The sequence below is a fragment of the Kitasatospora sp. NPDC004531 genome, assembly GCF_053602195.1.
The window spans coordinates 21189-44295 of the sequence record NZ_JBSGDD010000054.1 but is presented as its reverse complement, the minus strand read 5'-3'; the positions used below and the strand labels follow the sequence as shown (position 1 = coordinate 44295).

Annotated in this window: 21 protein-coding genes, 2 pseudogenes and 1 CRISPR repeat array (1 of these 24 running past the window's edge); of the genes and pseudogenes, 14 read left to right on the top strand and 9 right to left on the bottom strand. The window is 72.7% G+C overall.

Annotated features, from left to right (window positions below):
* Window positions 1–435: direct repeats of the CRISPR family, unit length 29 nt; unit sequence GTCCTCCCCGCGCAGCCGGGGCTGTTCCG (it extends 326 nt beyond the left edge of the window).
* A gap of 803 nt (window positions 436–1238) precedes the next feature.
* Both ACWEMJ_RS21565 and ACWEMJ_RS21560 read left to right on the top strand, forming a co-directional pair.
* Window positions 1239–2122 (top strand): annotated as a pseudogene (locus ACWEMJ_RS21565) (helix-turn-helix domain-containing protein).
* 270 nt (window positions 2123–2392) lie between these two features.
* Entirely contained in the window at window positions 2393–3268 is an 876-nt protein-coding gene (locus tag ACWEMJ_RS21560) for a helix-turn-helix transcriptional regulator (RefSeq protein ID WP_452138697.1), read from the top strand.
* 28 nt (window positions 3269–3296) lie between these two features.
* Here ACWEMJ_RS21560 and ACWEMJ_RS21555 read toward each other — a convergent pair whose 3' ends face one another.
* Window positions 3297–3572, bottom strand: a complete 276-nt coding sequence (locus tag ACWEMJ_RS21555; protein ID WP_452138696.1) for an Atu4866 domain-containing protein — start codon at window positions 3570–3572, stop codon at window positions 3297–3299.
* Window positions 3573–3800: 228 nt separating this feature from the next.
* Between ACWEMJ_RS21555 and ACWEMJ_RS21550 the strand changes: the two genes are divergently transcribed.
* The 7 genes and pseudogenes from ACWEMJ_RS21550 (at window position 3801) to ACWEMJ_RS21520 (ending at window position 11158) form a co-directional block, all read left to right on the top strand.
* Window positions 3801–4550 (top strand): Atu4866 domain-containing protein, encoded by a 750-nt coding sequence (locus ACWEMJ_RS21550; protein ID WP_452138695.1) that lies wholly within the window; start codon window positions 3801–3803, stop codon window positions 4548–4550.
* Window positions 4551–4633: 83 nt separating this feature from the next.
* Window positions 4634–5032 (top strand): annotated as a pseudogene (locus ACWEMJ_RS21545) (amidohydrolase family protein); the annotation flags it as partial.
* Between the two features lie 503 nt (window positions 5033–5535).
* Window positions 5536–6132, top strand: coding sequence for a PadR family transcriptional regulator (locus ACWEMJ_RS21540; protein WP_452138694.1), 597 nt, complete (start codon window positions 5536–5538; stop codon window positions 6130–6132).
* Window positions 6129–7892 (top strand): sulfatase, encoded by a 1764-nt coding sequence (locus tag ACWEMJ_RS21535; RefSeq protein WP_452138693.1) that lies wholly within the window; start codon window positions 6129–6131, stop codon window positions 7890–7892. The genes ACWEMJ_RS21540 and ACWEMJ_RS21535 overlap by 4 nt, the downstream gene beginning before the upstream one ends.
* Window positions 7893–8001: 109 nt before the next feature.
* Window positions 8002–9348 (top strand): MFS transporter, encoded by a 1347-nt coding sequence (locus ACWEMJ_RS21530; RefSeq protein ID WP_452138692.1) that lies wholly within the window; start codon window positions 8002–8004, stop codon window positions 9346–9348.
* 22 nt (window positions 9349–9370) lie between these two features.
* Window positions 9371–10336, top strand: coding sequence for a formylglycine-generating enzyme family protein (locus tag ACWEMJ_RS21525; RefSeq protein WP_452138691.1), 966 nt, complete (start codon window positions 9371–9373; stop codon window positions 10334–10336).
* A gap of 18 nt (window positions 10337–10354) precedes the next feature.
* A complete protein-coding gene (locus ACWEMJ_RS21520) occupies window positions 10355–11158 on the top strand; it encodes an SGNH/GDSL hydrolase family protein (RefSeq protein ID WP_452138690.1) in 804 nt (267 codons plus the stop codon).
* Here ACWEMJ_RS21520 and ACWEMJ_RS21515 read toward each other — a convergent pair.
* From ACWEMJ_RS21515 to ACWEMJ_RS21505, 3 genes are all read right to left on the bottom strand, one after another.
* Window positions 11155–11565 (bottom strand): antibiotic biosynthesis monooxygenase family protein, encoded by a 411-nt coding sequence (locus ACWEMJ_RS21515; protein ID WP_452138689.1) that lies wholly within the window; start codon window positions 11563–11565, stop codon window positions 11155–11157. The two genes, ACWEMJ_RS21520 and ACWEMJ_RS21515, sit on opposite strands and share 4 nt — an antisense overlap.
* A gap of 133 nt (window positions 11566–11698) precedes the next feature.
* Window positions 11699–12880 (bottom strand): acyltransferase family protein, encoded by a 1182-nt coding sequence (locus ACWEMJ_RS21510; protein ID WP_452138688.1) that lies wholly within the window; start codon window positions 12878–12880, stop codon window positions 11699–11701.
* Window positions 12874–13344, bottom strand: coding sequence for a nuclear transport factor 2 family protein (locus tag ACWEMJ_RS21505; protein ID WP_452138687.1), 471 nt, complete (start codon window positions 13342–13344; stop codon window positions 12874–12876). The genes ACWEMJ_RS21510 and ACWEMJ_RS21505 overlap by 7 nt, the downstream gene beginning before the upstream one ends.
* A gap of 164 nt (window positions 13345–13508) precedes the next feature.
* Here ACWEMJ_RS21505 and ACWEMJ_RS21500 point away from each other — a divergent pair, with 164 nt between their 5' ends.
* The gene (locus ACWEMJ_RS21500; RefSeq protein WP_452138706.1) at window positions 13509–14504 is read left to right on the top strand and encodes an aldo/keto reductase; all 996 of its coding nucleotides are present in this window, start codon (window positions 13509–13511) and stop codon (window positions 14502–14504) included.
* A 115-nt stretch (window positions 14505–14619) separates the two neighbouring features.
* Here ACWEMJ_RS21500 and ACWEMJ_RS21495 read toward each other — a convergent pair whose 3' ends face one another.
* Complete coding sequence (locus tag ACWEMJ_RS21495) at window positions 14620–15060, bottom strand: MerR family transcriptional regulator (RefSeq protein WP_452138686.1); 441 nt, start codon at window positions 15058–15060, stop codon at window positions 14620–14622.
* Window positions 15061–15083: 23 nt separating this feature from the next.
* Here ACWEMJ_RS21495 and ACWEMJ_RS21490 point away from each other — a divergent pair, with 23 nt between their 5' ends.
* Complete coding sequence (locus ACWEMJ_RS21490) at window positions 15084–16574, top strand: MFS transporter (RefSeq protein WP_452138685.1); 1491 nt, start codon at window positions 15084–15086, stop codon at window positions 16572–16574.
* A gap of 358 nt (window positions 16575–16932) precedes the next feature.
* The gene (locus tag ACWEMJ_RS21485; RefSeq protein ID WP_452138684.1) at window positions 16933–17619 is read left to right on the top strand and encodes an alpha/beta fold hydrolase; all 687 of its coding nucleotides are present in this window, start codon (window positions 16933–16935) and stop codon (window positions 17617–17619) included.
* Between the two features lie 140 nt (window positions 17620–17759).
* On the opposite strand, the gene ACWEMJ_RS21480 is transcribed toward ACWEMJ_RS21485, so the two are convergent.
* The 3 genes from ACWEMJ_RS21480 to ACWEMJ_RS21470 all read right to left on the bottom strand — a co-directional run bounded on the left by ACWEMJ_RS21480 (window position 17760) and on the right by ACWEMJ_RS21470 (window position 20725).
* Window positions 17760–19544, bottom strand: coding sequence for a CocE/NonD family hydrolase C-terminal non-catalytic domain-containing protein (locus ACWEMJ_RS21480; RefSeq protein ID WP_452138683.1), 1785 nt, complete (start codon window positions 19542–19544; stop codon window positions 17760–17762).
* 180 nt (window positions 19545–19724) lie between these two features.
* Entirely contained in the window at window positions 19725–19847 is a 123-nt protein-coding gene (locus ACWEMJ_RS21475) for a hypothetical protein (RefSeq protein WP_452138682.1), read from the bottom strand.
* An 11-nt stretch (window positions 19848–19858) separates the two neighbouring features.
* Window positions 19859–20725 carry an alpha/beta fold hydrolase gene (locus tag ACWEMJ_RS21470; RefSeq protein ID WP_452138681.1) on the bottom strand — a complete coding sequence of 289 codons (867 nt, stop codon included), beginning with the start codon at window positions 20723–20725 and terminating at the stop codon, window positions 19859–19861.
* A gap of 178 nt (window positions 20726–20903) precedes the next feature.
* On the opposite strand from ACWEMJ_RS21470, the gene ACWEMJ_RS21465 reads away from it, so the two are divergent.
* Window positions 20904–21242: an ArsR/SmtB family transcription factor gene (locus ACWEMJ_RS21465; protein WP_452138680.1), complete on the top strand. Its 339-nt coding sequence runs from the start codon at window positions 20904–20906 to the stop codon at window positions 21240–21242.
* Window positions 21239–22414 carry an MFS transporter gene (locus tag ACWEMJ_RS21460; RefSeq protein ID WP_452138679.1) on the top strand — a complete coding sequence of 392 codons (1176 nt, stop codon included), beginning with the start codon at window positions 21239–21241 and terminating at the stop codon, window positions 22412–22414. Before ACWEMJ_RS21465 ends, ACWEMJ_RS21460 begins: the two co-directional genes overlap by 4 nt.
* 21 nt (window positions 22415–22435) lie before the next feature.
* Here ACWEMJ_RS21460 and ACWEMJ_RS21455 read toward each other — a convergent pair whose 3' ends face one another.
* Window positions 22436–23077 (bottom strand): class I SAM-dependent methyltransferase, encoded by a 642-nt coding sequence (locus tag ACWEMJ_RS21455; RefSeq protein WP_452138678.1) that lies wholly within the window; start codon window positions 23075–23077, stop codon window positions 22436–22438.
* Window positions 23078–23107 lie beyond the last annotated feature (30 nt).

Here is a 23107-nt window from a genome sequence, read left to right as displayed (position 1 = left end):
CTGTTCCGGGTGCGCTGGGCGGAGAAGTGGGCCAGTTCGGGTCCTCCCCGCGCAGCCGGGGCTGTTCCGAGGATCGGCGCTTCCCTCACCACCATGGGCACGTCCTCCCCGCGCAGCCGGGGCTGTTCCGCGCTGGGGAGCCCCGATCGGGGTGGAGGAGGCGTCCTCCCCGCGCAGCCGGGGCTGTTCCGTAGTCGACCGGGCCGAACCGCTCGGCGACCAGGTCCTCCCCGCGCAGCCGGGGTTGTTCCGGCCTGCTGACCCGCGTCGCCTTCGACACCTACGTCCTCCCCGCGCAGCCGGGGCTGTTCCGCCGATGGCGACTCCCAGCACGAACGAGAGGAGGCCCTCCCCGCGCAGCCGGGGCTGTTCCGACCAGGCCGCCGAGCAGCCGGTCGCCGTCGACGTCCTCCCCGCGCAGCCGGGGCTGTTCCGACTTCCGGCAGGTGCGTTGTGTCGGCGTCGGCCTGTACGTGCGGGGGCGTGTTCGTGAGGCCGGTGTCGAGTACGTAGCTGAAGAGCATCCGTGCCAGCAGGTCACGGTACAACTTGCCTGCTGGACGTGCCGCGTGGGCGAGCCAGGTCGACAGGGATGCGTCCGGTCGGGACGATCTGCCGGGTGGCGGCCGCCGTGCGGGTGATCGCGCCCTCGGGCAGCGCACTTTTCTGCGCTTCGTCCAGGCCGTGCCGCCAGGCGTACGAACCCCTTCCCGGCGTCGTGGGCCAGCGCCAGGTACTCGGCCAACTCGCCCGCGCCGAAGGCCGATCCGGACCGGCGGGCCGGTGGGGGGATTCGTTCGGTCAGGGGGTGGCATCGGGTCTACCGGAAACGTGCGGGCCGCCGGAGATGCTCTTTGCCGTCGAACTCGGCCGCCGCCTGCGCGCTGTGAGCGGTACGACGACGAGTGTGCTCGTTCAACCCCGGCGGCGCACTGGACGCCCCTGTGCGCCCGCTGCTCCGCGCCGCCGGCGAGCGGCTGAGCCGCCTGCCGCTCGCCTTGTCGCTCAGCGAGGAGGCTGCATCGGCTGGATGCCCATCCCGCCGGCCCGGCTCGACGGGGCAGGGGTCAACCGCTGAGTCCCGTTGTGCGACGTCGCGGCGAGCAGTCGAGGACGCGTTCGGCCGTTCACGTCAGGCCGGTAGGGCGGCGGCCGGTGATCGGGGTGCGCTGTTCCTGGGTGGAGCGCACCCCCCTTCGCCCGTACGTCGGGGTGCTGCGGAGCCTTAGCCTCGGCGTATGGAGACGGAGAAGGACGGTCCCGCGGCCGAGAACGCGCTGGGAGGTTTCCTTCGCGCACGGCGTGGCCGGTTGCGTCCCGAGGATGTGGGAATTCGTGCTTCCGGTCGGCGCAGGGTGCCTGGGCTGCGTCGTGAGGAGGTCGCCATGCTCGCGGGGGTGAGTGCCGATTACTACATGCGCCTGGAGCAGGGGCGGGAACGGCATCCGTCGCGGCAGGTGTTGGAGGCCGTCGCGGGGGCGCTGCGGCTGGACGACGAGGCGGTGGCCACCTGTTCCGGGTGGCCGGCCCGGGCGGCCGCCAGGTGCGCCGTGCGCCGCGCGTCGAGCGGGTGGCCCCGCAGGTGCGGCGGCTGCTCGACACGTGGAGCGGCACGCCCGTCTTCGTGCTGGGCCCCGCGCTGGACGTCCTGGCCCGCAACCGGCTCGCGAGCGCCCTGCACGCCGGGTTCACCCACTCCGACAACCTGCTGCGCATGACGTTCCTGGATCCGGTCGGGCGGCAGTTCTACCTCGACTGGGAGCGGGCCGCCGAATCGACCGTGGCCGCGCTGCGGCGGTCGGCCGGCATCGACCCCGACGACCCCCGGCTGAGCCGGCTGGTGGGCGAACTGTCCGTGAAGAGCGCCGACTTCCGCGTCCTGTGGGCGCGCCACGATGTGCGCGGCAAGACGCGCGGGGCGAAGCACTTCCACCACGCCCAGGTCGGCGACCTGGAACTGCACCACGAGTCCTTCACCGTCGACAGTGCCCCCACGCAGCAACTCGTCGTCTACCAGGCCGAACCGGGCTCCTCCTCCGCCGACGGCCTCGCCCTGCTCGGCTCGCTCAGTGCCGGCCCCGTGCCCGCGCAGGAGGCGACGCCGGGCGTTGTCTCCGGCTGAACGCGCGCTCGCGGCGGCCGGGAGAGACCCAGCCGCGTCCTCGGGGGCGCCGGGCCGGGCCTACCGCTCCGTACCTCGGGTGGAGGTGGGGGAGAATGATGCCATGACCCGGACGGTGGGGCCGGAAGAGTTGCTCCGCTTGCGCGTCGGCGGCCGGCTCGCGCCGGGGGCCGGACCCTGTGGACGGCCGACGCTGCGGGTGCGGCATGGCCGGACGCTCGCAGGATCTCGCCGCCGACGGCCGGCGTTCCCCGTCACAAGGTCGGGGTCATGAGCGACAGCACTCCTCTGGGGACCTTCCTCAGAGCACGGCGCGAAGCCCTCGGACCGGAGGACGTGGGCCTGCCGGAGCACGGGCGCAGGCGGGTGCCGGGGCTGCGCCGCGAGGAGGTCGCCGTACTCGCGGGCGTGAGCTCCGACTACTACACGCGCCTGGAGCAGGGCCGGGAGACCAGCCCGTCGTCCCAGGTGATCGACGCCGTCGCCGCCGCGCTCCGGCTCGACGACGAGGCGCACGACCACCTGCGCCGGCTCACCCGGGCACCCCGGGCGCCCTGGGAGCGTCGCAGCGTTCCCGCCGGGCACGGTCGGATCAGCCCTCAGCTGCTGCAGCTGATCGGCAACTGGCCCGACACCCCCGCCTTCGTCCTGGGACCGGCCCTGGACGTCCTGGCGCACAACGCGCTCGCCGCAGCCCTGCACAGCGGATTCCGGCGGTTCGACAACCTGGCCCGCATGGTCTTCCTGGACCCGGCCGGGCGTGCCTTCTACCAGGACTGGGACAGGGCCGCGGACGCGTGCGCGGCCGAACTGCGTGCGGCCTGGGGACACGACCCCGACTCCCCGCGGATCACCGAAGTCGTCGACACACTCTGCGCCCGGAGCCCGGAATTCGCCGAACTGTGGGCACGGCACGAGGTGAAGGGCAAGACCCAGCAGGCGAAGAACCTCCTGCACCCGGAGGTCGGTGCCCTGGAGATCCGGTTCTCGGCCTTCACCGTCAACGGCGCCCCGCACCAGCAACTGGTCGTCTACCAGGCCGAACCGGCGAGTGCCACCGCGGCCGCCTTTGCAGAGCTCGCCGCCCGCACGGCCGGCGGACTCCCGGACCCCGCTCCGCTCGGCCCCGACACGAATTCCGCGTGAGCTGTCGGCCGCGCGACCGGACGCCTTCCTAGCGGGCGCGTTCGTCGCCTTCGCGGTAGAGCACCAGGTGCTCGTGGAAGAGGACGCCGTCGCGGATGTCGCCGGTGGCGGTGAAGCCGGTGTCGTCGACGTAGTCGAGGTGGCTGCCGGTCACCGTGTAGCGGCCGGTGTAGGCGCTCCGGCGATTTCCCCGGGCCTCGTCGTAGCGGCCGCCCGGCAGCAGCTCCTGGCGGATGAATCCGTCCGCGGTCACCCACATTCCGATGTACGGGTGAGGCTCGCGGGGCGTGTCGTTGTCGGTCATGGCCCCATCGTCGGTCCGGCGGCCGAGGGCAACCAGGCCGCCGTCTTCCCGGGTACGGGCATCCTGGGGGCGGCGCACCTGGGATGACGGCGGCCTGGTCCCGCTTCCTCCGCGCGACGAACCTGATGGTCACGCAGCTGCCGCAACTGCCGAGCGGCTGCCGCCGACCTGCATCGGCGCCCGTCGCACATCGGGCGGACCGATGAGCCGAACTCCCTGAGGAGCACCATGACCACCACCGGCACCGTGAGCTGGAACCCGAAGGCCCTCGACGAGATCCTCTCGAACGAGGAAGGGCGTCCCGTCCTGTTCACCAACGCCCGGATCATGACGATGGACCCGCTGATCGGGACGATGACCGGCGCCGATCTCCTGTTCGTCGGTTCGCTGCTCGTGGGCGTGGGCCCGGGCATCATCACCGCGGCGGGCGACGACAACGCCATCGTCGTCGACTGCACGGGCACGACCGTCGTCCCCGCCGTGGTGGACGCCGCCGCGCTGGTGGGCGGACGCGGCCACCGCTCCGAGCACGTGGCGACACTGACCCCCGGCAACACCACCGACTTCCTGGTGGTGCCCGACGAACTCGCCTCCGACGTGCTGGGCGCGGTGGCCGTCCTCGTGACCCGGCCGGGGCAGGTCCGCGCGCTGGTCGCGGCCGGCCGGCCCGTGCTCTGGGACGGCACCGACGTCCCCGGCCGGGCCACCGCGCCCGAGGCGGGCATCCCGGCCGCACCGGACATGGCCGGCAGCCCGCGGGTCGGCGTCTGGATCGACCGGAACGACTTCCTGCACCAGGAGCTCACCGCCGACGGCCGCTACGACGAGACCCGCGGCGGTCGCCCGCACGCCTACCAGGGCCGCTACTGGATCGACGGTGACCGCATCGACTACCTCGACGACCTCGGCTTCTGGGCCTACGGAGAGTTCCGGGGCGACGAACTGCACCACGCGGGCTACGTCATGAAGCTGCGCTGACCCCCGGCGACCACCACCGCGCCCGGCCCACTCCCGCGGACGGGCCCTTCCGGTCCTGTCCGCCGTACGGAAAGACGACCCTCATGCACGTCAACGACACCACCAACGCCGCCGTCCTCGAAGAGATCCTTCGTCGCCCCGCCGGTCGGCGGCGCATCCTGTTCACCGGCGCGACCATCGTCACCATGGACCCCGATCTCGGCGTCGTGGCGGGCGGGGACCTCCTCGTCGAGGGCGACACCGTCACCGCCGTCGGCCGTGATCTCGCCGTGGACGATGCCGTGGTCGTCGACGCCACCGGCACCGTCCTCAGTCCCGGTTTCGTCGACACCCACCGGCACGCCTGGGAGGCGCAGTTGCGCCGGATCATGCCGGACGTCGACGACCTCGGCGGCTACGTCATGTCGACCCTGGCCGGCTACGCCACGGTGTACCGGCCCGAGGACATGTACACCGGCACCAGGCTGGCCGCCCTCACCGCGCCGAGCTTGCCGGGGAGGAGGTTCTTGAGGGTCATGACGGTGCCTTTTCGATCAGTGCCGCCGGGGCTTGACGGTGTCCCGGGCGGGGTGCGAAGGGGTGTTTCGCGGGGTAGGACGCCTTCACCAGATGTGTGCAGAAGCGCCTTACATGTGAAGACAATAATTGCACGCGCGGGGTAATGCAAATGTCTGCCGCGCCACACGCCCGGCGGACCGGCCGGGCGGGCTTCTCGGCGGCGCGGCCCCGACCCAGCTCATGGCCGTTGGCGCGGGTGCGCAAGCCGAAGCCCCGGAGCGAACGCGCCCGGCGCGCCCCCCATGCTCGACCCGGTGCCGGACGTCGTCGCCGCCGGGCCGCAGGGGTTCTGCAACGGCCGGGCGTACCTGCGTGGCGCTGCATGAACAGGTGTGAACGGCGTGCCAAGCGTGGGCCGGATGCCTTGACCGGCCGGCGGCCCCGCGGGGACGGTTCACCTATGTCAATCTGCACATAGGGATGGCCGATGCAGTTCGAGTATGTGCTTCTGGGTCTGCTGGCCGGACGGCCGCTGAGCGGGTACGACCTGGGCCGGTGGGTGGAGACCGAGGGGCAGTTCCTGCGGTCGCGGGCCCATCACAGCCAGATCTACCGGCTGTTGGGGCGGATGGTCGCCGACGGCTGGGTGGTCTACGAGGTCGACCCGCGCGAGGGCCGGCCGGACGCGAAGGTGTACCGGCTCACCCCGGTCGGGCGGGACGCGCTGCTGGCGTGGGTGCGCTCGCCGTACCGGCCGACCAGCCGCTTCCAGGACGCCGACTTCCTGGCCCGGTTCGCGTTCGCCGCCGCCCTGGACCGGGCCGCGGCGATCGCCCTGGTCCGCACCGAACTCGACTACCGCCGTGAGCAGATCGCCCGCAACCGGCACCGCGACCGCACGCTGCGCTTCGAGGACCCGCTGCCCGAGCTCGACCAGGCGCTGGCCCGCGAGATCGGCGAGCAGCTGCACCGGTACGGCGCCGGGGCGGTCGACCGGTGGGTGGAGTGGCTGGAGGAGACGCTGCGGCGTCTTGAGGACTGGAACCCGGCGGCCGGCGCCGCCGAGGAGGGGAGCGCCCGATGAAGGCGATCATGGTGATGTTCGACAGCCTCAACCGGCACCTGCTGCCGCCGTACGGGGGCGACTGGACGCACGCGCCGAACTTCGCCCGCCTGGCGGAGCGCACGGCGACGTTCGACAACGCCTGGGCGGGTTCGCTGCCGTGCATGCCGGCCCGCCGCGAGCTGCACACCGGCCGGTACAACTTCCTGCACCGCAGCTGGGGCCCGCTGGAGCCGTTCGACGACTCGATGCCGGAGCTGCTCAAGCAGAACGGCGTCTACACCCACCTGGTCAGCGACCACCCGCACTACTGGGAGGACGGCGGCGCCACCTACCACGGCCGGTACAACACCTGGGAGTTCTTCCGCGGCCAGGAGGGCGACCCGTGGAAGGGCCAGGTCGCCGACCCGCAGATCCCGGACAGCCTGAAGAAGCTGCGCTTCGACTCCTTCCGGCAGGACTGGATCAACCGGCAGCACCTGGACACCGAGGCCAAGCACCCGCAGACCCTCACCTTCGACGCCGGCCTCGACTTCGTCCGCGCCAACCGGGACGCCGACCGCTGGTTCGTCCAGATCGAGACCTTCGACCCGCACGAGCCGTTCTTCAGCCACCAGCGCTACAAGGACCTCTACCCGCACGACTACGACGGCCCGCACTTCGACTGGCCCGACTACAAGCGGGTGGTGGAGACCGACGAGCAGGTGGCGCACGCCCGCTACGAGTACGCGGCGCTGCTGTCGATGTGCGACCACTCGCTGGGACGGGTGCTCGACCTGATGGACGAGCAGAACCTGTGGGACGACACCCTCCTGATCGTCAACACCGACCACGGCCTGCTGCTCGGCGACCGGGGCTGGTGGGGCAAGATGGTCCAGCCCTGGTACAACGAGCTGGTCCACCTGCCGCTGTTCGTCTGGGACCCGCGGGTCGGCGCGGCCGGCGAGCGCCGCTCGGCCCTCGTCCAGACCATCGACCTGGCGCCCACCCTGCTGGAGTACTTCGGCGTCGAGCGTCCGGCCGACGTGCAGGGGCAGCCGCTGCCGCTCGCCACCGACGCCCCGGTCCGGCGGGCCGCGCTGTTCGGCGCGCACGGCGGCCACGTCAACGTCACCGACGGCCGGTACGTCTACATGCGGGCCCCCGTCTCGCCCGACAACGCGCCGCTGTACGAGCACACGCTGATGCCCACGCACATGCGCGGCCGCTTCACCCCCGCCGAACTGGCCGACCTGGAGCTGGCCGAGCCGTTCGACTTCACCAAGAACGTGCGCACCCTGCGCGCCCCCGGACGCACCTTCCTCAACCCGTACCACCAGGGCACCCTGCTGTTCGACCTGGAGAGCGACCCCAGGCAGCGCACCCCGCTGGTCGACGACGCGGCCGAACTGCGGATGGCCGGCCTGCTGGTCGACCTGCTGCGGGAGACCGACGCCCCGCCGAGCCAGTACCTGCGCCTCGGCCTGCCGGCCGACGGGCCGGTGACCGAGGAGCACCTGCTGGTGCGCGCGCAGCGCGAGCAGGCCGAGCGGTTCGCCGAGCCGCTGCCCCGCCCGGAGGGGTTCCCGCAGGGACGGCTGTCGCTGCGCACGCCGGTGGGCGCGCTGATCTCCGACCCGGTCGCGGCCGAGGTGCTGCGCCGCTACCTGCCGGGCTTCCTCGACTCGGAGTTCCTGCAGTTCCTGCGGTCCACGCCGCTGATCGACGTCGCCGCCCTGGCCGGCGGCCGGCTGCCCTCCGGCGCCCTGCACCAGGTCGCCGAGGAGCTCGCGGCGCTCTGAGCCCCCGAACACCCCGGAGCAGCAGGTCAGCGGCGCTCCGAGCCGCGACGCGCGCCGAGCCGGTGGCGAAGACCCTCCTCCCCGCAACGACACCATGAAAGGACGACGCGTGTCCGAGCTCGTCGACAACGGCCCGAGAACCTCCCCGCCGGCGGCGGACGCTCCGCAGGTCGCCGGCCGGTGGTCCCAACTCTCCCTGCTGGGCGGCACCCTGCTGGTCGACGGCACCGAGGCCGGGCTGGTGACCGGCCTGTTCCCGGTGATCCGGCAGGCGCTGGGCCTCGGCCTCGGCGCGCTCGGCATCCTCACCGCCGCCGGGAAGCTGGTCCACGTGGTCGCCGCGCCGATGTGGGTGTGGGCGGCACAGCGCTACTCCCGGAAGAACGTGCTGGTGCTGGCCACCGGCCTGTGGGGGATCTGGGGCGTGGCCGCCGGATTCTCCACGAGCTTCGGCCAACTGCTTTTGTTCACCACGGTGTTGGCCGCCGGGTACGCCGCCGCCCAGCCGCTGGTCTCGGAGATCCTCGGCGACCTGTTCGACGGGCCCTCGCGGGGGCGGGCGGTCGGTGTCCTCTACGGCGCGGTGGCGCTGGTCGGCGCGGTGCTCGGCCCGCTGATCGCGCAGCTGGCCGGGGTGCGGGACGGCTGGCGGTGGGGGCTGTGGGGCTTCGGCGTCCTCAACGTCCTGGTGGGGCTGCTGCTGTGGCTGCGCCTGCGCGACCCGGGCCGGGGAGCGTCCGAGCGACAGCTCGCCGACCTGGACCCCGCCGCCCGCGCGGGCGGACAGCGGCTCACCCTCGCGGCGGCCGGCCGACTGCTGCGGATCCCGAGCTTCCTGGTGCTGCTGGGCTCCCGGCTGCTGTCCGGGCACCTGCTGCTCGGCTCGTTCGCGGTGGTCTACCTGGTCGACGAGTTCGGCTTCACCACCCAGCGGGCCGCCCTGGTACTGATGCCGCTGGGGCTCGGGTACGTCGCCGGCACCCTGCTCGGCGGGTTCCTCTCCGACTGGGCGGGCCGCCGCAGCCCGCGCCACGGCCTGCCCGCGGTGCTCCAGGCCGCCCAATTCGCCTTCGCCGCACTGGCGTTCCTCGGTACCCAGGTGCACTACGACGGCATCGGCGCCTACGCCCTGCTGTTCGGCCTGATGGGCCTCTCCCAGGGCGTCAACCCCGGGGTCAACCGGCCGATGGTCATGGCGATCACCCCTCCCGAGCTGCGCGCCGCCGCTTTCACCCTCTACGTCTCGATCTTCGAGGCGATCGCCTGGGCGGTGTTCGGCCTGGGCGCGGGCCTGGTGGGCGAACGGATCGGCCTGCGGCCGGTCTTCCTGGCGGTCCTCGTGATCCTGATGGCCGTCAACGGAGCGTTCCTGACGCTCCTCCACCTCAGCTACGCCAAGGACGTGGAGCGGGTGCAGCGCCAACTCGACCGGCGCCGCTCCGAAGCCCTCGCCTGACCCGTCCCGCCCTGGAGGCGCCATGCACCCGACCCCCGCCCCCTGCTGCACGCCCTCGCGCGGCCACGGCGAGCCGCCGCTCCTCGAACTCGCCCTTCCTGCCCGGGAGTTCCGCCCCGACGACAGCATGGTGCTGCTGCCCGGCGGCGAGTTCCTGATGGGCAGCGACGACCGCGAGGGCTTCCCGGCCGACGGCGAGGGGCCGGTCCGACCGGTGCGGCTGGACCCGTTCCTGATCGACACCCGGGCGGTCACCAACGAGCAGTTCGCCGCGTTCGTCGCCGACACCGGCCACCGCACCGAAGCCGAACGCCTCGGCTGGTCCTACGTGTTCGCCGGCTTCCTGCCCGCGGCGCTGCGCCGCGCATCGCCACGGCCCGAACGGACCCCGTGGTGGTGCGGCGTCCGGGGCGCCGCCTGGGACCGGCCCGAGGGCGAGGGCAGCGACCTCGCCGACCGGGCCGACCACCCGGTGGTCCACGTCTCCTGGAACGACGCCGCCGCGTACGCGAGTTGGGCCGGCAAGCGGCTGCCCACCGAGGCCGAGTGGGAGTACGCCGCCCGGGGCGGCCTCGAACAGGCCCGCTACCCGTGGGGCGACGAACTCGACCCGGACGGTGCCCACCGCTGCAACATCTGGCGCGGCACCTTCCCGACCAGGAACACCGCGACCGACGGCTACCGCGGCACCGCCCCGGTCGACGCCTTCGCCCCGAACGGCTTCGGCCTGTACAACACCGCCGGCAACGTCTGGGAGTGGTGCGCCGACTGGTGGACCACCGCCCACCCGACCGCCCGCCCCCTCGTCAACCCCCTTGGCCCGCAAGCCGGTTCGGCCCGCGTTATCCGGGGCGGCTCGCACCTGTGCCACAAGTCCTACTGCAACCGCTACCGGGTCGCCGCCCGCAGCGCCAACACCCCCGACAGCTCCAGCGGCCACACCGGCTTCCGCTGCGCCCGCACGCCGTCGTCGCCGGAAAGAGACTGACCACTCCAGGAGGAAGAGATGCCCCGCCCCCGTCTCCGTTCCGCGGTGCTCGCGGCCGCGCTGCTGGCGACCGCCGGCCTCTCCGGAGGGAACGCGCACGCCGCCGACGTGCACTACGTCGCCCTCGGCGACTCGTACTCCGCCGGCGGCGGCTCGTCCAGCACGTACCTCGACAGCTGCAACCGGAGCACCAAGTCCTACCCGTACCTGTACGCGCAGGCCGTCGCACCCGCCTCGTTCGACTTCCAGGCGTGCGGCGGCGCCGACACGGCCGCCGTGCTCGACGGGCAACTCGGACCGCTCGACGCCTCGACCACCCTGGTCAGCCTGACCATCGGCGGCAACGACCTCGACCTGAAGGGCGTGCTGGGCACCTGCCTGCTGGGCAGCGACTCAGCCTGCCTGGACGCGGTCGCCTCGGCCGAGGCGACCGCCCGGACCGTACTCCCCGGCCGGCTGGACGCGCTCTACACGGCGATCCGTGCCCGGGCCGCCAACGCCCGGGTCGTGGTGCTCGGCTACCCCGCGTTCTTCGACCTGTCCGTGCCGCTCTGCCCGGGCATCGGCCGCACCAAGCGGGCCGCCCTCAACGAGGGCGCCGAGGTGCTCAACAGCGTCATCCGGACCGCGGTCGCCGACCGCCCCGGCTTCGTCCACCAGGACGTCACCGACCGCTTCGCCGGCCACCGCCTCTGCGACGCCGACCCCTGGCTGCGTGCCCTGAACTGGCCCATCGGCCAGTCCTTCCACCCCACCGCAGCCGGCCAGGCCGGCGCCTACCTCCCGGCCCTGCGGGCCGGGGCCGGGGAAGCGGGCTCCTAGAGTTCCTCGCCGGCCTCCACGACCATGGCCGGGACGTACACCATCGGGCGCGGGGTGACCTGGAGCTTCTCGTCGTCCAGCATGCGTTGGACGGCCGCCCGCCATTCCGGGTTCTTGCGGGCCTCGTGGAGCGCCTCGCCGCTGCCCCACCAGGCGAAGTTGATGAAGCTGACCATGGCGTTCGGGTCCAGTGAGCGGAACATCCGCGAGCGGATGAAGCCCGGCTGCTTGGCCATGGCCTGGACGTTGTCCTTCCAGCGCTCCAGGAACAGGTCGCCCTGGCCCGCCGGAACGGAGAAGCAGTTGATCATGTAGATCGGCTCCTTGACCATGGCGTCGGTCAGCACCACGGTCTCCTCGGGCCGGTCGCCGATCAACGAATGGGTCAGCGGGACGTCGTTGCTCATCACAGCTCCTCGATGGTGGTGGTCCGCTTCGGTGGACACTGCGTGCCCGATGGTGCGGTGGCGCGGTGCAGCGGTGGTCGGGACCGGCCGAAGGCGTGTCGCGACCCGGCGCGGGCGCATGCCCGGTGCCGTTTCAGGCCAGCAGCAGGCCGGCGGCCGCCAGGCAGACCGCGGCCATCCCGGCGGCCATGCCGGCGAAGGTGAGCCGGACGTCGCGGGCGAGGCGGGGCCAGCTGCGGACGGGGTCCTCGACCAGTCGCGTCGACAGGTACGCCAGTACCAGTGACACGCCCAGGATGCCGAGCCGGGCGGAGAGGGTCAGTGCGTCGCCGGGCAGGGTGAGCGGCACCAGCACGACCAGCGGCCAGTGCCACAGGTACAGCGAGTAGCTGATGCCGCCCAGCAGTTGCACCGGCGCCGACGACGTCACCGCGGTGTGCCACTGCCGTCCCGGCCCGGTGCCGGCGGCGATGACCAGTCCGGCGCCCACCGTCGGGATCAGGGCGACGGCGCCGGGGAACTCGGTCGCGCCGGTGAACAGCACCGCCGAGCCGATGATCGCTGCGAAGCCGAGCAGCGAGGCCGCCTGCGCGGCGGCCCGCGGCAGGACGAGCCGCTGCCCGCCCAGCGCCACCAGCGCGCCGATCACGAACTCCCACACCCGGATCGGCGTGACGAAGTACGCCGGCCCCCGGTCCACCGCCGTCAGGTAGACGCACCCGGCCAGCGAGGCCAGTCCCACGGCTGCGACGCTCGCCCACCGCGCCCGCAGCGATCGGATCCGGAACAACAGCAGCAGCACCACCGGCCAGCACAGGTAGAACTGCTCCTCCACCGACAGCGACCAGTAGCTGCTCACCGCGGTCAACGCGGTGAAGTCGACCGGACGCGACCAGAACTCGGCCGTGAGCAGCCAGTTCTCCCAGTACAGCGCGCCGGCCATCACCTCGTGGCCGTAGGCGGCCCAGCGCTCGTGCGGGACGACGAGGAACGCGGCGGCGACGACGCCGATCAGCACCAGGAACGCGGCGGGCAGCAGGCGGCGCACCCGGCGCGCGTAGAACCGGGCGATCCCGATGCGTCCGGTGCTCTCGATCTCCCGCAGGAGGTGCGCGCTGATCAGGTAGCCCGAGATGACGAAGAAGACGTCGACGCCGACGTAGCCGCCGGTGAGCCGGGTCGGCCACAGGTGGTTGAGGACGACGATCGACACGGCCAGGGCGCGCAGTGCCTGGATGTCGGGGCGGAAGCCGGCCGGCCGGACCCGGCCGGCGGCGGGGGACGGACGGTCGAGGGCGACGTGCGGGTTCAGCACGGCTGTTCCCAGGGGCGCTCGTCGTGGCCGATGGTGCGCGAGCGGACCCGGAGCTTCCCGTCGTCGCCGCGCACGAGCACGTCGGTGGTGGGGCAGCTCACCTCCGGTGCGGGCTTCTGGCCGGGACTGATCCTGAACACCAGCGTGTAGTAGCTCGCCTCGACCGTTCCGTCGTCGCGTTCGTCGACCAGCAGCATGGTGTAGAGGTGCCGCTGCCGGATCCGGGCGTCGGCGAGCTTCTTGTTCAGCCCCCGCATGGTCGCGGCGAGTTCGGCCCGGCCGGTGAACGCGCCCTTCCCGACGCGGTGGACCACGGCGTCCTCCGGCTCGTGCGTGAGCCGGGCGTCCTCGGTGAAGGTGGCGGCCCATTCCTCCGCCCGTCCCTCGTTCTGCAGACGGACCTGGCGGGCGTAGAAGTCCTGTACCTCTACCTGGAGTTCCGCATGGCGGAGGGTGGTTGACATGGCGTCATGCTGTCCCGTGCCGCTCTAGCGGCACTCAAGGGGGAGTGGAAGGGCGGGCGCCGGCCGCGGCCCTGTGCAGCGGGGCTTGAGGGATCTTCTAACCCGGCTCCCTAGGGTCGCACCGGGCACGAGAAGCCGTTGTGGACGAGGACGAGGAGGTCGACGTGGAGACACGAAGGTTGGGGTCGCAGGGCCCTGAGGTCTCGAAGCTGAGCCTGGGCTGTCTGGGCATGTCGGACAACTACGGCCCGGCGGACGAGGCGGAGAGCGTCGCCACGATCCACGCCGCGCTGGACGCCGGGGTCACCCTGCTGGACACCGGTGACGTCTACGGCATGGGCCACAACGAGCTGCTGATCCACGAGGCGCTGCGCACCCGCGACCGCGACGATGTGCAGATCAGCGTGAAGACCGGCGGGCTGCGCAGGCCCGACGGGCACTGGAGCGGCTTCGACTGCCGGCCCGACGCCCTGTGGAACTTCCTCTCGTACACGCTGAAGCGGCTGCGCACGGACCACGTCGACATCTACCGTCCGGCGCGGGTGGACCCGAACGTGCCGATCGAGGAGACCGTCGGCGCGATCTCGGAGATGGTCCAGGCGGGCTACGTGCGCCACATCGGCCTGTCCGAGGTCGGCGTGGAGACGCTGCGGCGCGCGCACGCGGTGCACCCGATCGCCGATGTGCAGATCGAGTACTCGCTGATCTCGCGCGGCATCGAGGAGGCCATCCTGCCGGTCTGCCGGGAGCTCGGGGTGGGCATCACCGCGTACGGGGTGCTGTCGCGCGGCCTGCTGTCCGGGCACTGGACCGCGGAGCGCCGGACCACCGAGCGCGACTTCCGCAGCCGCGCGCCCCGCTTCCAGCAGGAGAACCTCCCGCGGAACCTGGAGCTGGTGGAGAAGCTGCGCGTGCTGGCCGAGGAGCGGGGGGCCACCGTCGCCCAGCTCGCGATCGCCTGGGTGGCCGCGCGGGGGCAGGACATCGTCCCCGTCGTCGGTGCGCGCACGCGCGCGCAACTGGCCGAGTCGCTGGGCGCCGCCGACCTCAAGCTCGGCGCCGAGGACCTCGCGGCCCTTGAGCGGGCCGTCCCCGCCGAGGCCGTCGCCGGTACGCGCTACGCGGAGTGGCAGATGGCCTTCCTGGACAGCGAGCGCTGAGCGGGAACGCCGGGCCCCGGTGCGACACGGTCGTTCCGGGGCCCCGCGCTGCCGCCCGGGCCCGCCGGGCAGGCGGCGCCCGTCAGCGGCCGGCCAGCTGGGAAGGCGGCGCCCGTCAGCGGCCGGCCAGCCGGTTCGGGGCCCACAGCCGGTCGGCGTCGCCGGCGGCCAGCCGGCCGCGGTAGACGTCGATCTTGTGGTCGACGATCTTCAGGTTGTCCTGCAACTCGGCGATCCGGGTGGCCACATCGGCGTAGTGGGACTCCAGCAGCGCGAGGCGCTCCTGCTCGTTGCCCGGACCGGCGGTCACCAGCTCCGCGTAGCGCCGGATGGTCTTGATGGGCATGCCGGTGGCCCGCAGCCTGGTGCAGACCGTGATCCAGTCCAGATCGAGCTGGTGGTAGCGCCGGCGCCCGCCGACGGTGCGGTCGACGGGGGACACCACCAGGCCCACGCGTTCGTAGTAGCGCAGCGTGTGCACGCTCACGCCGGTGCGGTCGGAGGCCTCGCCGATAGTCAGGCCTGTGTCGGGAATCGGCACCTTGACTTCGAGCATGCTCGAAATCGTAGCGTCGTCACATGAAGCTCTCAAGCCTCGCGGCGAACCGCGCCGCGGCCGGCGAACTCAGCCACAAGCAGAAGCAGTTGGTGCTGGCGGTCTGCTGCGCGAGCGTGCTCGTCGTGGTCATGGACATCTCCATCGTCAACGTCGCCCTGCCGACCATCCGCACCGACCTGCACACCTCGGTGTCCGGCCTGCAATGGACCGTCGACGCCTACACCCTGGTGCTCGCCAGCTTCCTGATGCTGGCCGGATCCACCGCCGACCGGCTCGGCCGCCGGCGGATCTTCCTGGTCGGCCTCACCGTCTTCGGGCTCGGCTCGCTGCTGTGCGGCCTCGCGCCGAGCAGCGGCTGGCTGATCGCGGCCCGCACGCTGCAGGGCGTCGGCGGCACCATGCTCAACCCGGTGGCGCTGGCGATCGTCGCCACCGTCTTCACCGAGCCGGCCGAACGGGCCAAGGCCATCGGGGTGTTCGGCTCCATCACCGGCCTGTCGCTGGCGCTCGGGCCGATCATCGGCGGCGCCCTGGTGGACGGCTTCGGCTGGCCCGCCATCTTCTGGGTCAACCTGCCGATCGTGGCCGGTGCGATCGTGCTCACCACGCTGTTCGTTCCCGAGTCGCGCGCGCCCCGCGCCCGCCGGTTCGACCCGGTGGGGCAGCTCCTGATGATCCTGCTGCTGGGCAGCGTGGTCTACGCGATCATCGAGTCCGGCCGGCTGGGCTGGGGCTCGCCGCTCATCCTCGGCCTGCTCGGCCTCGCCCTGCTGAGCGTGCTGGGCATCCTGGCCTACGAACCGCGCCGGGCCGACCCGCTGCTCGAACTGCGCCTGTTCCGCAGCGTGCCGTTCAGCTCGGCGATCCTGATGGCGGTGTTCACGCTGTGCGGGTTCAGCGCGTTCCTGTTCCTGACCACCCAGTACCTGCAGTCCGTGCGCGGCATGTCCGCGCTGGCCGCCGGGCTGAGCCTGCTGCCGGTCGGCGGCCTGATCGCCGTGCTCTCCCCGTACACCGGCCGGCTGGTCGGCGCGCACGGCCCCAAGATCCCGCTGCTGGTCTCCGGATCCGCCCTGGCGCTGGGCAGCCTGGCCTCGCTGTGGCTGCGGCCCGCCACCCCGCTGGTCGCGGTGCTGGCGATCTACCTGCTCTTCGGGCTCTTCCTCGGCACGGGCAACCCGCCGGTCACCAACACGGCCGTCTCCGGGATGCCCCGTTCGATGGCGGGGGTGGCCACCTCGCTGATCTCCGCGGCTCGGCAGACCGGCACGACACTGGGCGTCGGCATCTCCGGAACGATCGTCGGCGCGGCCGCGGCCCGCGGGGGGACGGCGTACACCGAGGCAGAGCACGGTGTGTGGTGGCTCTCGTTCGGGCTGGGCCTCGCCGTCATCGCGCTGTGCCTGCTGAGTACCGGGGCCTGGGCCAGGAGCACCGCCGCGCGGGCCGCGGAGCTGTTCGAGGAGGTGGACCGGGGCGCCGCCCCCGAAACCGCCGCCGCCGTCCGGTGATCCGGCGCTCCGCCCGCCGGGCGCGGGCGCGCCGGGCGGGGCCGTCGGGTGATTGCTCGTCGGACAGGCTCCGGCGGCGCCCGCGGTTCGCCCCCGCCCCCACGGCCCCGGGGGCGGCGCGGACGAACTGCCGGAAGCCGGGTTCGGGGACGCGCACAGCCTTGACGTCCCGCCCGCGTTCGGCACCTGGACAGCCCCGCCGGTGAGCGGCTCCCCGGGGGCCGTCCGCCCTGCCGCAGCCCGCGTCGGGCGCCCGTTCGCGCGCCCGGGCCGGTCGCGGGGCGTCGCGAGGAGTCATAGCGTGACCACTCAGTGTGGCCACAGCCATGGCCCGCCGCGACGAAACGAGGAACCCCCCATGGCCGGCAAGCCCAGCATCGTCTTCGCCCACGGACTCTGGGCCGACGGGTCGTGCTTCAACAAGCTCGTCCCCGCCCTCCAGGCCGAGGGGCACGAGGTCTCCAGCTCGCAGCACGGCCTCGACTCGCTCGAAAGCGACGTCGCGTGCGTCACCCGCTCCATCGACCGGGTGCCCGGCCCGGTGGTGCTCGTCGGCCACTCCTACGGCGGGACGCTGATCACCAAGGCCGGGGTCCACGACCGGGTGGGCGCCCTGGTCTACATCGCCGCGCTGGGCCCCGACGAGGACGAGACCTCGCAGGACCAGCAGAACAAGTTCCCCCGCACCCCCGTGTTCGACCACATCGACATCGCCCACGGCCGGATCTGGCTCAAGGAGTCGGGCACCGACCACTTCTGCGGCGATCTGCCCCCGGCCGAGCAGCGACTCGTCCGCGCCGTGGGCGCCGTGCCGGTCCCCGACCTGTTCGACCAGCAGCTGCCCGGCACCGCCTGGCGCACCAGGCCGAGCTGGTACATCGTCGCCAACAACGACCGCACGGTCCACCCGGACCTGGAACGGGCCGCCGCCGAGCGCATGTCCGCCAGGACCCACGCCGTCGACAGCAGCCACGTGCCCATGCTCTCCCACCCGGACTTCGTCCTCGACGTCATCCGCGACGCCGCGAAGTCCCTGGCGGCGTAGGCGCCGGACCCGCGCCGAGGCTTCCGTCGCCGACTTCGCCTCCGTCGCCGACTCTGCGGACCTCGCCGGCTTCTCGGACGACGCGCGGGAGCCGGCCCGCCGTCCGGGGGCGGCGGGCCGGGGGAGAGGGGAGGGTGGGGTCAGCCGAGCGGGAGTTCCAGGGAAGCCGGCGCGCTGACGGTGGTGGTGCCGCCGGTGAGGGCCACGGTGGAGTAGAGCGGGTCGCGGCTGTTGACGACCAGGGCCAGGCGGTGGCCGGCCGGGAGGTCGTAGGCGGCGGCCTGGAGCTGCCAGTCGACCGCGGTGTCGGTGCCGGGCTCCAACTCGGTGGCGGTGTACGGCTCGTGGGTGACGAGCCGGGCGGCGCCGTCCGGGGCGACGTCGAACAGATAGGCGACCAGGGTGGCGGAGGAGGCCGAGCTGCGCACGGTGAGCCGCAGCGTGGCCGCGCCGCGGATCCGGCGGGCCGGCTCGTCGCCCTGTGCGGTCAGCGGGTCGGTCGACCAGACCAGCAGCTGCTCGCGCTCGAAGGCCGGCAGCTCGTAGCGCCTGGGGTTGCCGTACCACTCCTGCTGGCCGGTCTTGAGCAGGACGCCGGCGGTGGCCGAGGGCGTGTCGCCGACGACGAACTCCCGCGACCAGCCGGTGGTCTGCTTGTCGGTCAGCGCGCCGTCGGCGGTGGCGCCGGTGCCGGTGAGGTACCAGGTCTCGCTGCCGACGGTGACGTCGTCCCAGGAGCCGTGGAACTCGCGGCGCGCCGGTGCGACGATCAGCTCGCTGCCGCCGGGGACGGTGACGGTCCGGTAGCTGAACATCGACTGGGTGGCCACCTGCGGCCACTGCGGCACCTCGTTGTCCGCGCCCAGCAGGTGGTGGTCGAGCCAGTCGAACGCCTCCCGGATCGGCTCCGCCAGCCCCGGGAAGGGCAGCCCGGTGGCCAGGCCCGCCAGGCCCGGGCCCTCGGGGGCGCCGTGGTCGCCGATCCACAGGTTCAGCCGCTTGGGGACGGTGAGCTGCTGGAACGTCTCGATCACCGGGCCGACCGGGAACAGCGTCTCGTGCCAGGTGTTGGAGACGAAGGTCGGGATCCCCAGCTCGTTGGTGCGGTCGGTCCAGGTCTGCGGGGAGCGCCTGGTGCCCCACTCCACCACCTCGTCCAGTTCCTGGCCGGCGAGGAAGTTCCTGAGGATCCGCTGGGTCTCCTCGTCGAACTTCTCCTCCATCGGGCCGCCGGTGAATCCGATCAGCGCGTTGACGGCCGCGAGGTGCCGGGTGTTGTTGGCGTACAGGCTGGTGGCGAGGTTGCCCCAAGTGCTGAGCGCGACCACGGCCTCGACCCGGCGGGCCGGGTCGTGCGCGGCGACCAGCTGGCTGATCCCGGAGCCGTAGGACTCGCCGAGGAAGCCGATCCCGCTCGGGGCGAAGTGCTCCTGCGCGAAGTCGATCACCCGCGCGCCGTCCGCCCAGTCGTTGGGCCCGCCGACGTCGATGAAGCCCTCGGAGGTGGACACCCACCCCTTGATGCCGATGCCGCGCGGCGTGTAGGCGAGGACGTGGTAGCCCTTCCGGGCCAGCGTGACGTAGAGGTAGAGGAACGGCAGCCACCCGTACGGGTTCCAGCCGGCCGGAACGATCACCACCGGGTGCGGCTTGCCGTCGCGGAGCTTCAGGGCGAGCCCGGAGAGGCGGACCCCGTCGGCGCCGGCTATGCCGGAGGCCTCGGTGGTGGCGATCCCTCGGACCTCGGCCACCAACTCGGCCAGTTCCGGCGCGAGTTGGGATCCCTCCTCGCCGCGCAGCGCCGCCAGCAGGGCCTGGCTGATACTGAGGACGGAGTCGCTGGGGGCCAGGCCCTCGCCCCAGATGCCGTTGGCGGCGATGTCGGTGAGCATCGCCTCGGTGGCCTGCGGGGTCGGATCGGTCATACGGATCACCCTTTCGTGAACGGATACCGAACCGCATCCTTGGCAGGCGGGCGGCAAAGAAACTGACGGACCATCAGATTCATTCGAACGGGTGGAATATGACGGGAAGGGCGGCACCGGGGGATCCGAGTCGCGTCGACCGCGATCGTGATCCCCCGGGGCCGCCCCGTCGGCGCGATATCAGGTGAACATCTGCTGGTAGGACCAGATGCCGAAGGTGTCGGAGTTGGGCTGCTTCTGCTCGCAGACGTAGAGGCTCCGGTCGGTGGCCACCACGAAGACCTCCAGCCGGCCGTTGTCCACGACGGCCCGGTCTATCCCAGGGCGCGCCCGAGGAAGTCGCGCAGGTGGCCCGCGACGACGTGCAGGTGGCTCTCCAGCAGGAAGTGGCCGCCGTCGATCAGGTGCACCTCCGCGTCCTTGGCGTCGCGGGCGAAGGCCAGGGCGCCCTCGGGGCGGAAGATCTCGTCGTTGCGGCCCCACACGGCGAGCACCGGGACCTCGCTGGTGCGCAGGTATTCGTGCAGCAGCGGGTAGAGCGGGCGGTTGGTGCGGTAGTCGCGGAACAGGGCGAGCTGGATCCGGTCGTTGCCCTCGCGGGAGACCAGGGCGAAGTCGTGCTCCCAGGTGTCGGGGCTGACCAGGCTCGGGTCGGGCACGCCGTGCAGGTACTGCCGGCGGATGGCGTCGAGGTCGAGCGCGGTGCGGACGGCGGGCTCGGTCTCGGGGCCGGGGTCCGCCCCGTACGCCCAGAGGCCGCGCCAGAACGGCTCGACGAAGCCGTCCTCGTAGCCGTTGCCGTTCTGCGTGACGAGGGCGGTGATCCGCTCGGGGTGCCGGAGCGCGAGGCGCCAGCCGATCGGGGCGCCGTAGTCCTGGACGTAGAGGGCGTAGCGGTCCAGGCCCAGCTGGTCGAGCAGTCCGGAGGTGAGCTCGGCGAGCGCGTCGAAGGTGTAGTCGAACGCCTCGGCGCTCGGGGCGGCCGAGTGCCCGAAGCCGAGGTGGTCCGGCGCGACGACGTGGTAGCGGTCGGCCAGCAGCGGGATCAGCTCGCGGAACATGAACGAGCTGGTCGGGTAGCCGTGCAGCAGCACGATCGCGGGGGCGCCGGCGGGGCCGGCCTCGCGGTAGAAGAGCTGATGGCCGTCGACGGTGGCGGTCCGGTGGTGCACGGCATGCATGCCTAACCCCTTTGGGCTCCTGGTCCGGTTGGATGACCGCAAGGCAAGCACGCTTTCTTCTAACCTGTCAATCCTGTCGGTCAGGTTAGAAGAGCGGATCGGGGGAACCGCTTGATCGTGCGGGAAATCTCGCACTATTATCGTGCGGAAATATTCGCACGATCCGAAGGTGGTTCCCATGGCTGCGGCGCGGGTGTACGAGCATCCCGAGGTCGACGAGATCGCCATCCCGCGTGTGCTGTTCGCGTTGAGCGAGCCGCTGCGGTTGTCGATGGTGCGGATGCTCGCGGAGCGCGGCGAGGTGGACAGCATCGAGTTGGGACCGGACCTGCCGCGTTCGACGCTCACGCATCACACCGGCCTGCTGCGTGAGACGGGGGTGGTGTTCGTCCGGGCCGAAGGGCGCAAGTGCATGATCAGGCTCCGGCGTGACGATCTGGAGCGGCGGTTCCCCGGGCTGGTCGACACGGTGCTCGCCGGGTACGAGGAAGCCCCGGCGGCGGGGGAGGACGCGTGATCCGCCGGCTGTGGCCGCTGGTCGCCGCGGCGGCCGCGCTGGGGGTGGACGCGTACGTGCTCGCCGGCGTGCTGCCGTCGATCGCCGACTCGCTCGGGGCCACGGTGGCGGCGGTCGGCCTGGGCGTCACCGCGTTCACGGCGGCCTACGCGCTGTCGGGGCCGTTGCTGTCGAGGTGGCTGATCCGGCGGAGCACCGCGGCGGCGCTGCTGATCGCGCTGGGGGTGTTCAACCTCGGCAACCTGGTGACCGTCCTCTCCCCGGGGATCGAGGTGTTCCTCGCCTCGCGGGTGCTGGCCGGAGCCGGCGCGGGAGTGCTCACGGCGGTGGCGACCGCGACGGCCACCGCGATGGCCGCCGACCACGAACGGGGCCGCGCGATGGCCCTGGTGACCTTCGGGCTGTCCACCGGGACGGTCGCCGGAGTGCCGATCGGGATGCTCGTCGGCGACCGGCTGAACTGGCGGTGGACCATGAGCCTGGTCGTCGCCGTCGGCCTGGTCAGCATGGTCGCGCTGGCGGCCCGGGCGCGGACGATTCCGCCGCTGCCGGCGTCGCGCGGCCCCGTCCTCGCGGTGCTGCGATCGCCGAGGACGGTCGTCGGGGTCGCCGCCGCGTTCCTCCTCGGCGTGGCCAGCCTCGGGCTCTACACCTACCTGCTGCCGCTGGCCGAGGCCCGCGGACTCCAGGGCTGGGGCTTCGCGCTGGTGTGGGCGTGGGGCATCGGCGGAGTCGCCGGCGCGGCGCTGGTCGGCCGGGCGCTCGACGCCGTCGGGCCGCGCCCCCTGCTGGTCGCGCTGCCCGCCGCGCTGCTGGTCGGCTTCGCAGCCCTCTGGGTCTTCACCACCCCTGCTGTGTGGCTGGTCGCGGCGGCGCTGTGGGGCGCGGCGGGATGGGCGAGCGTCCCGACGCTGCAGCAGGCGCTGACGGCAGACCGGCCGCAGCAGGCGATGCCGATCGTCGCGTTCCAGATGGCCGCCATGTACCTCGGGTCCGCCGCCGGGGCCGCCGCGGGCAGCAGCCTGCTCGCCCACGGCGCCGACCCGCGCGCACTGCCCGGCTGGGCGCTGCTGCCCACGGCGCTCGGACTGCTGCTCACCGGGTGGATCGCCACCCGTGCGCCCGGCGCGCGGCGCCGCGCGACCGCGCTCGCGTGCGAGGCCGCGGGCTGAGCGTGCGGCGGTGTCCGGGCGTCAGTCCTGGGCGGCGCGGCTGAGGACCCAGACGCTGTACGCGTCGTTCGCGGGGTGCAGTTGGTAGCTGCCGGCCCGCAGGTCGACGCGCAGGCCGGCGGCGGTCAGGTCCGCCTCGAACTCCGCCGCGCTGTAGGGGCGGGCGTGCGGCGGGGCGTCCTGGAGGTGGAAGCCGACCAGGATCCGGCCGTTCTCGCCGAGCACCTCGCGCATCGCGCGCAGGGCCGCGCGCTCGGTGCCGTCGGCCAGGTAGACCATGACGTTGCCCACGCACACGACCAGGTCGAACGGGCCGTCGCCGGGGGTCAGGGCGAGGATGTCGCGTTCCTCGATCGGCAGCCCGGGGTAGGTCTCCCGGGCCTGCCGGACCAGGGCCTCGTCGGGCTCGATCGCGACCACCTGGTGCCCCCGCGCCAGCAGCGCGGCGGAGACCCGGCCCATGCCGGCACCGGCGTCGAGCACCCGGGCGCGGCGCGGCAGGAGCGTGTCGGCGAGCCGGGCCTCGCCGTCGACGTCCTCGCCGGCGGCGATCAGTTCGGCGAACCGCTTGCCGAAGTTGCCGCTGTTGCCCGCCTCCTCCCAGCGGGTGCGCGGCGTCGACGTCGGTATGGGCGCTCGGGAGGGCGGCGTGGTTCCGTTCATCCCTCGATCCTAGGACGATGCCATCGGCGC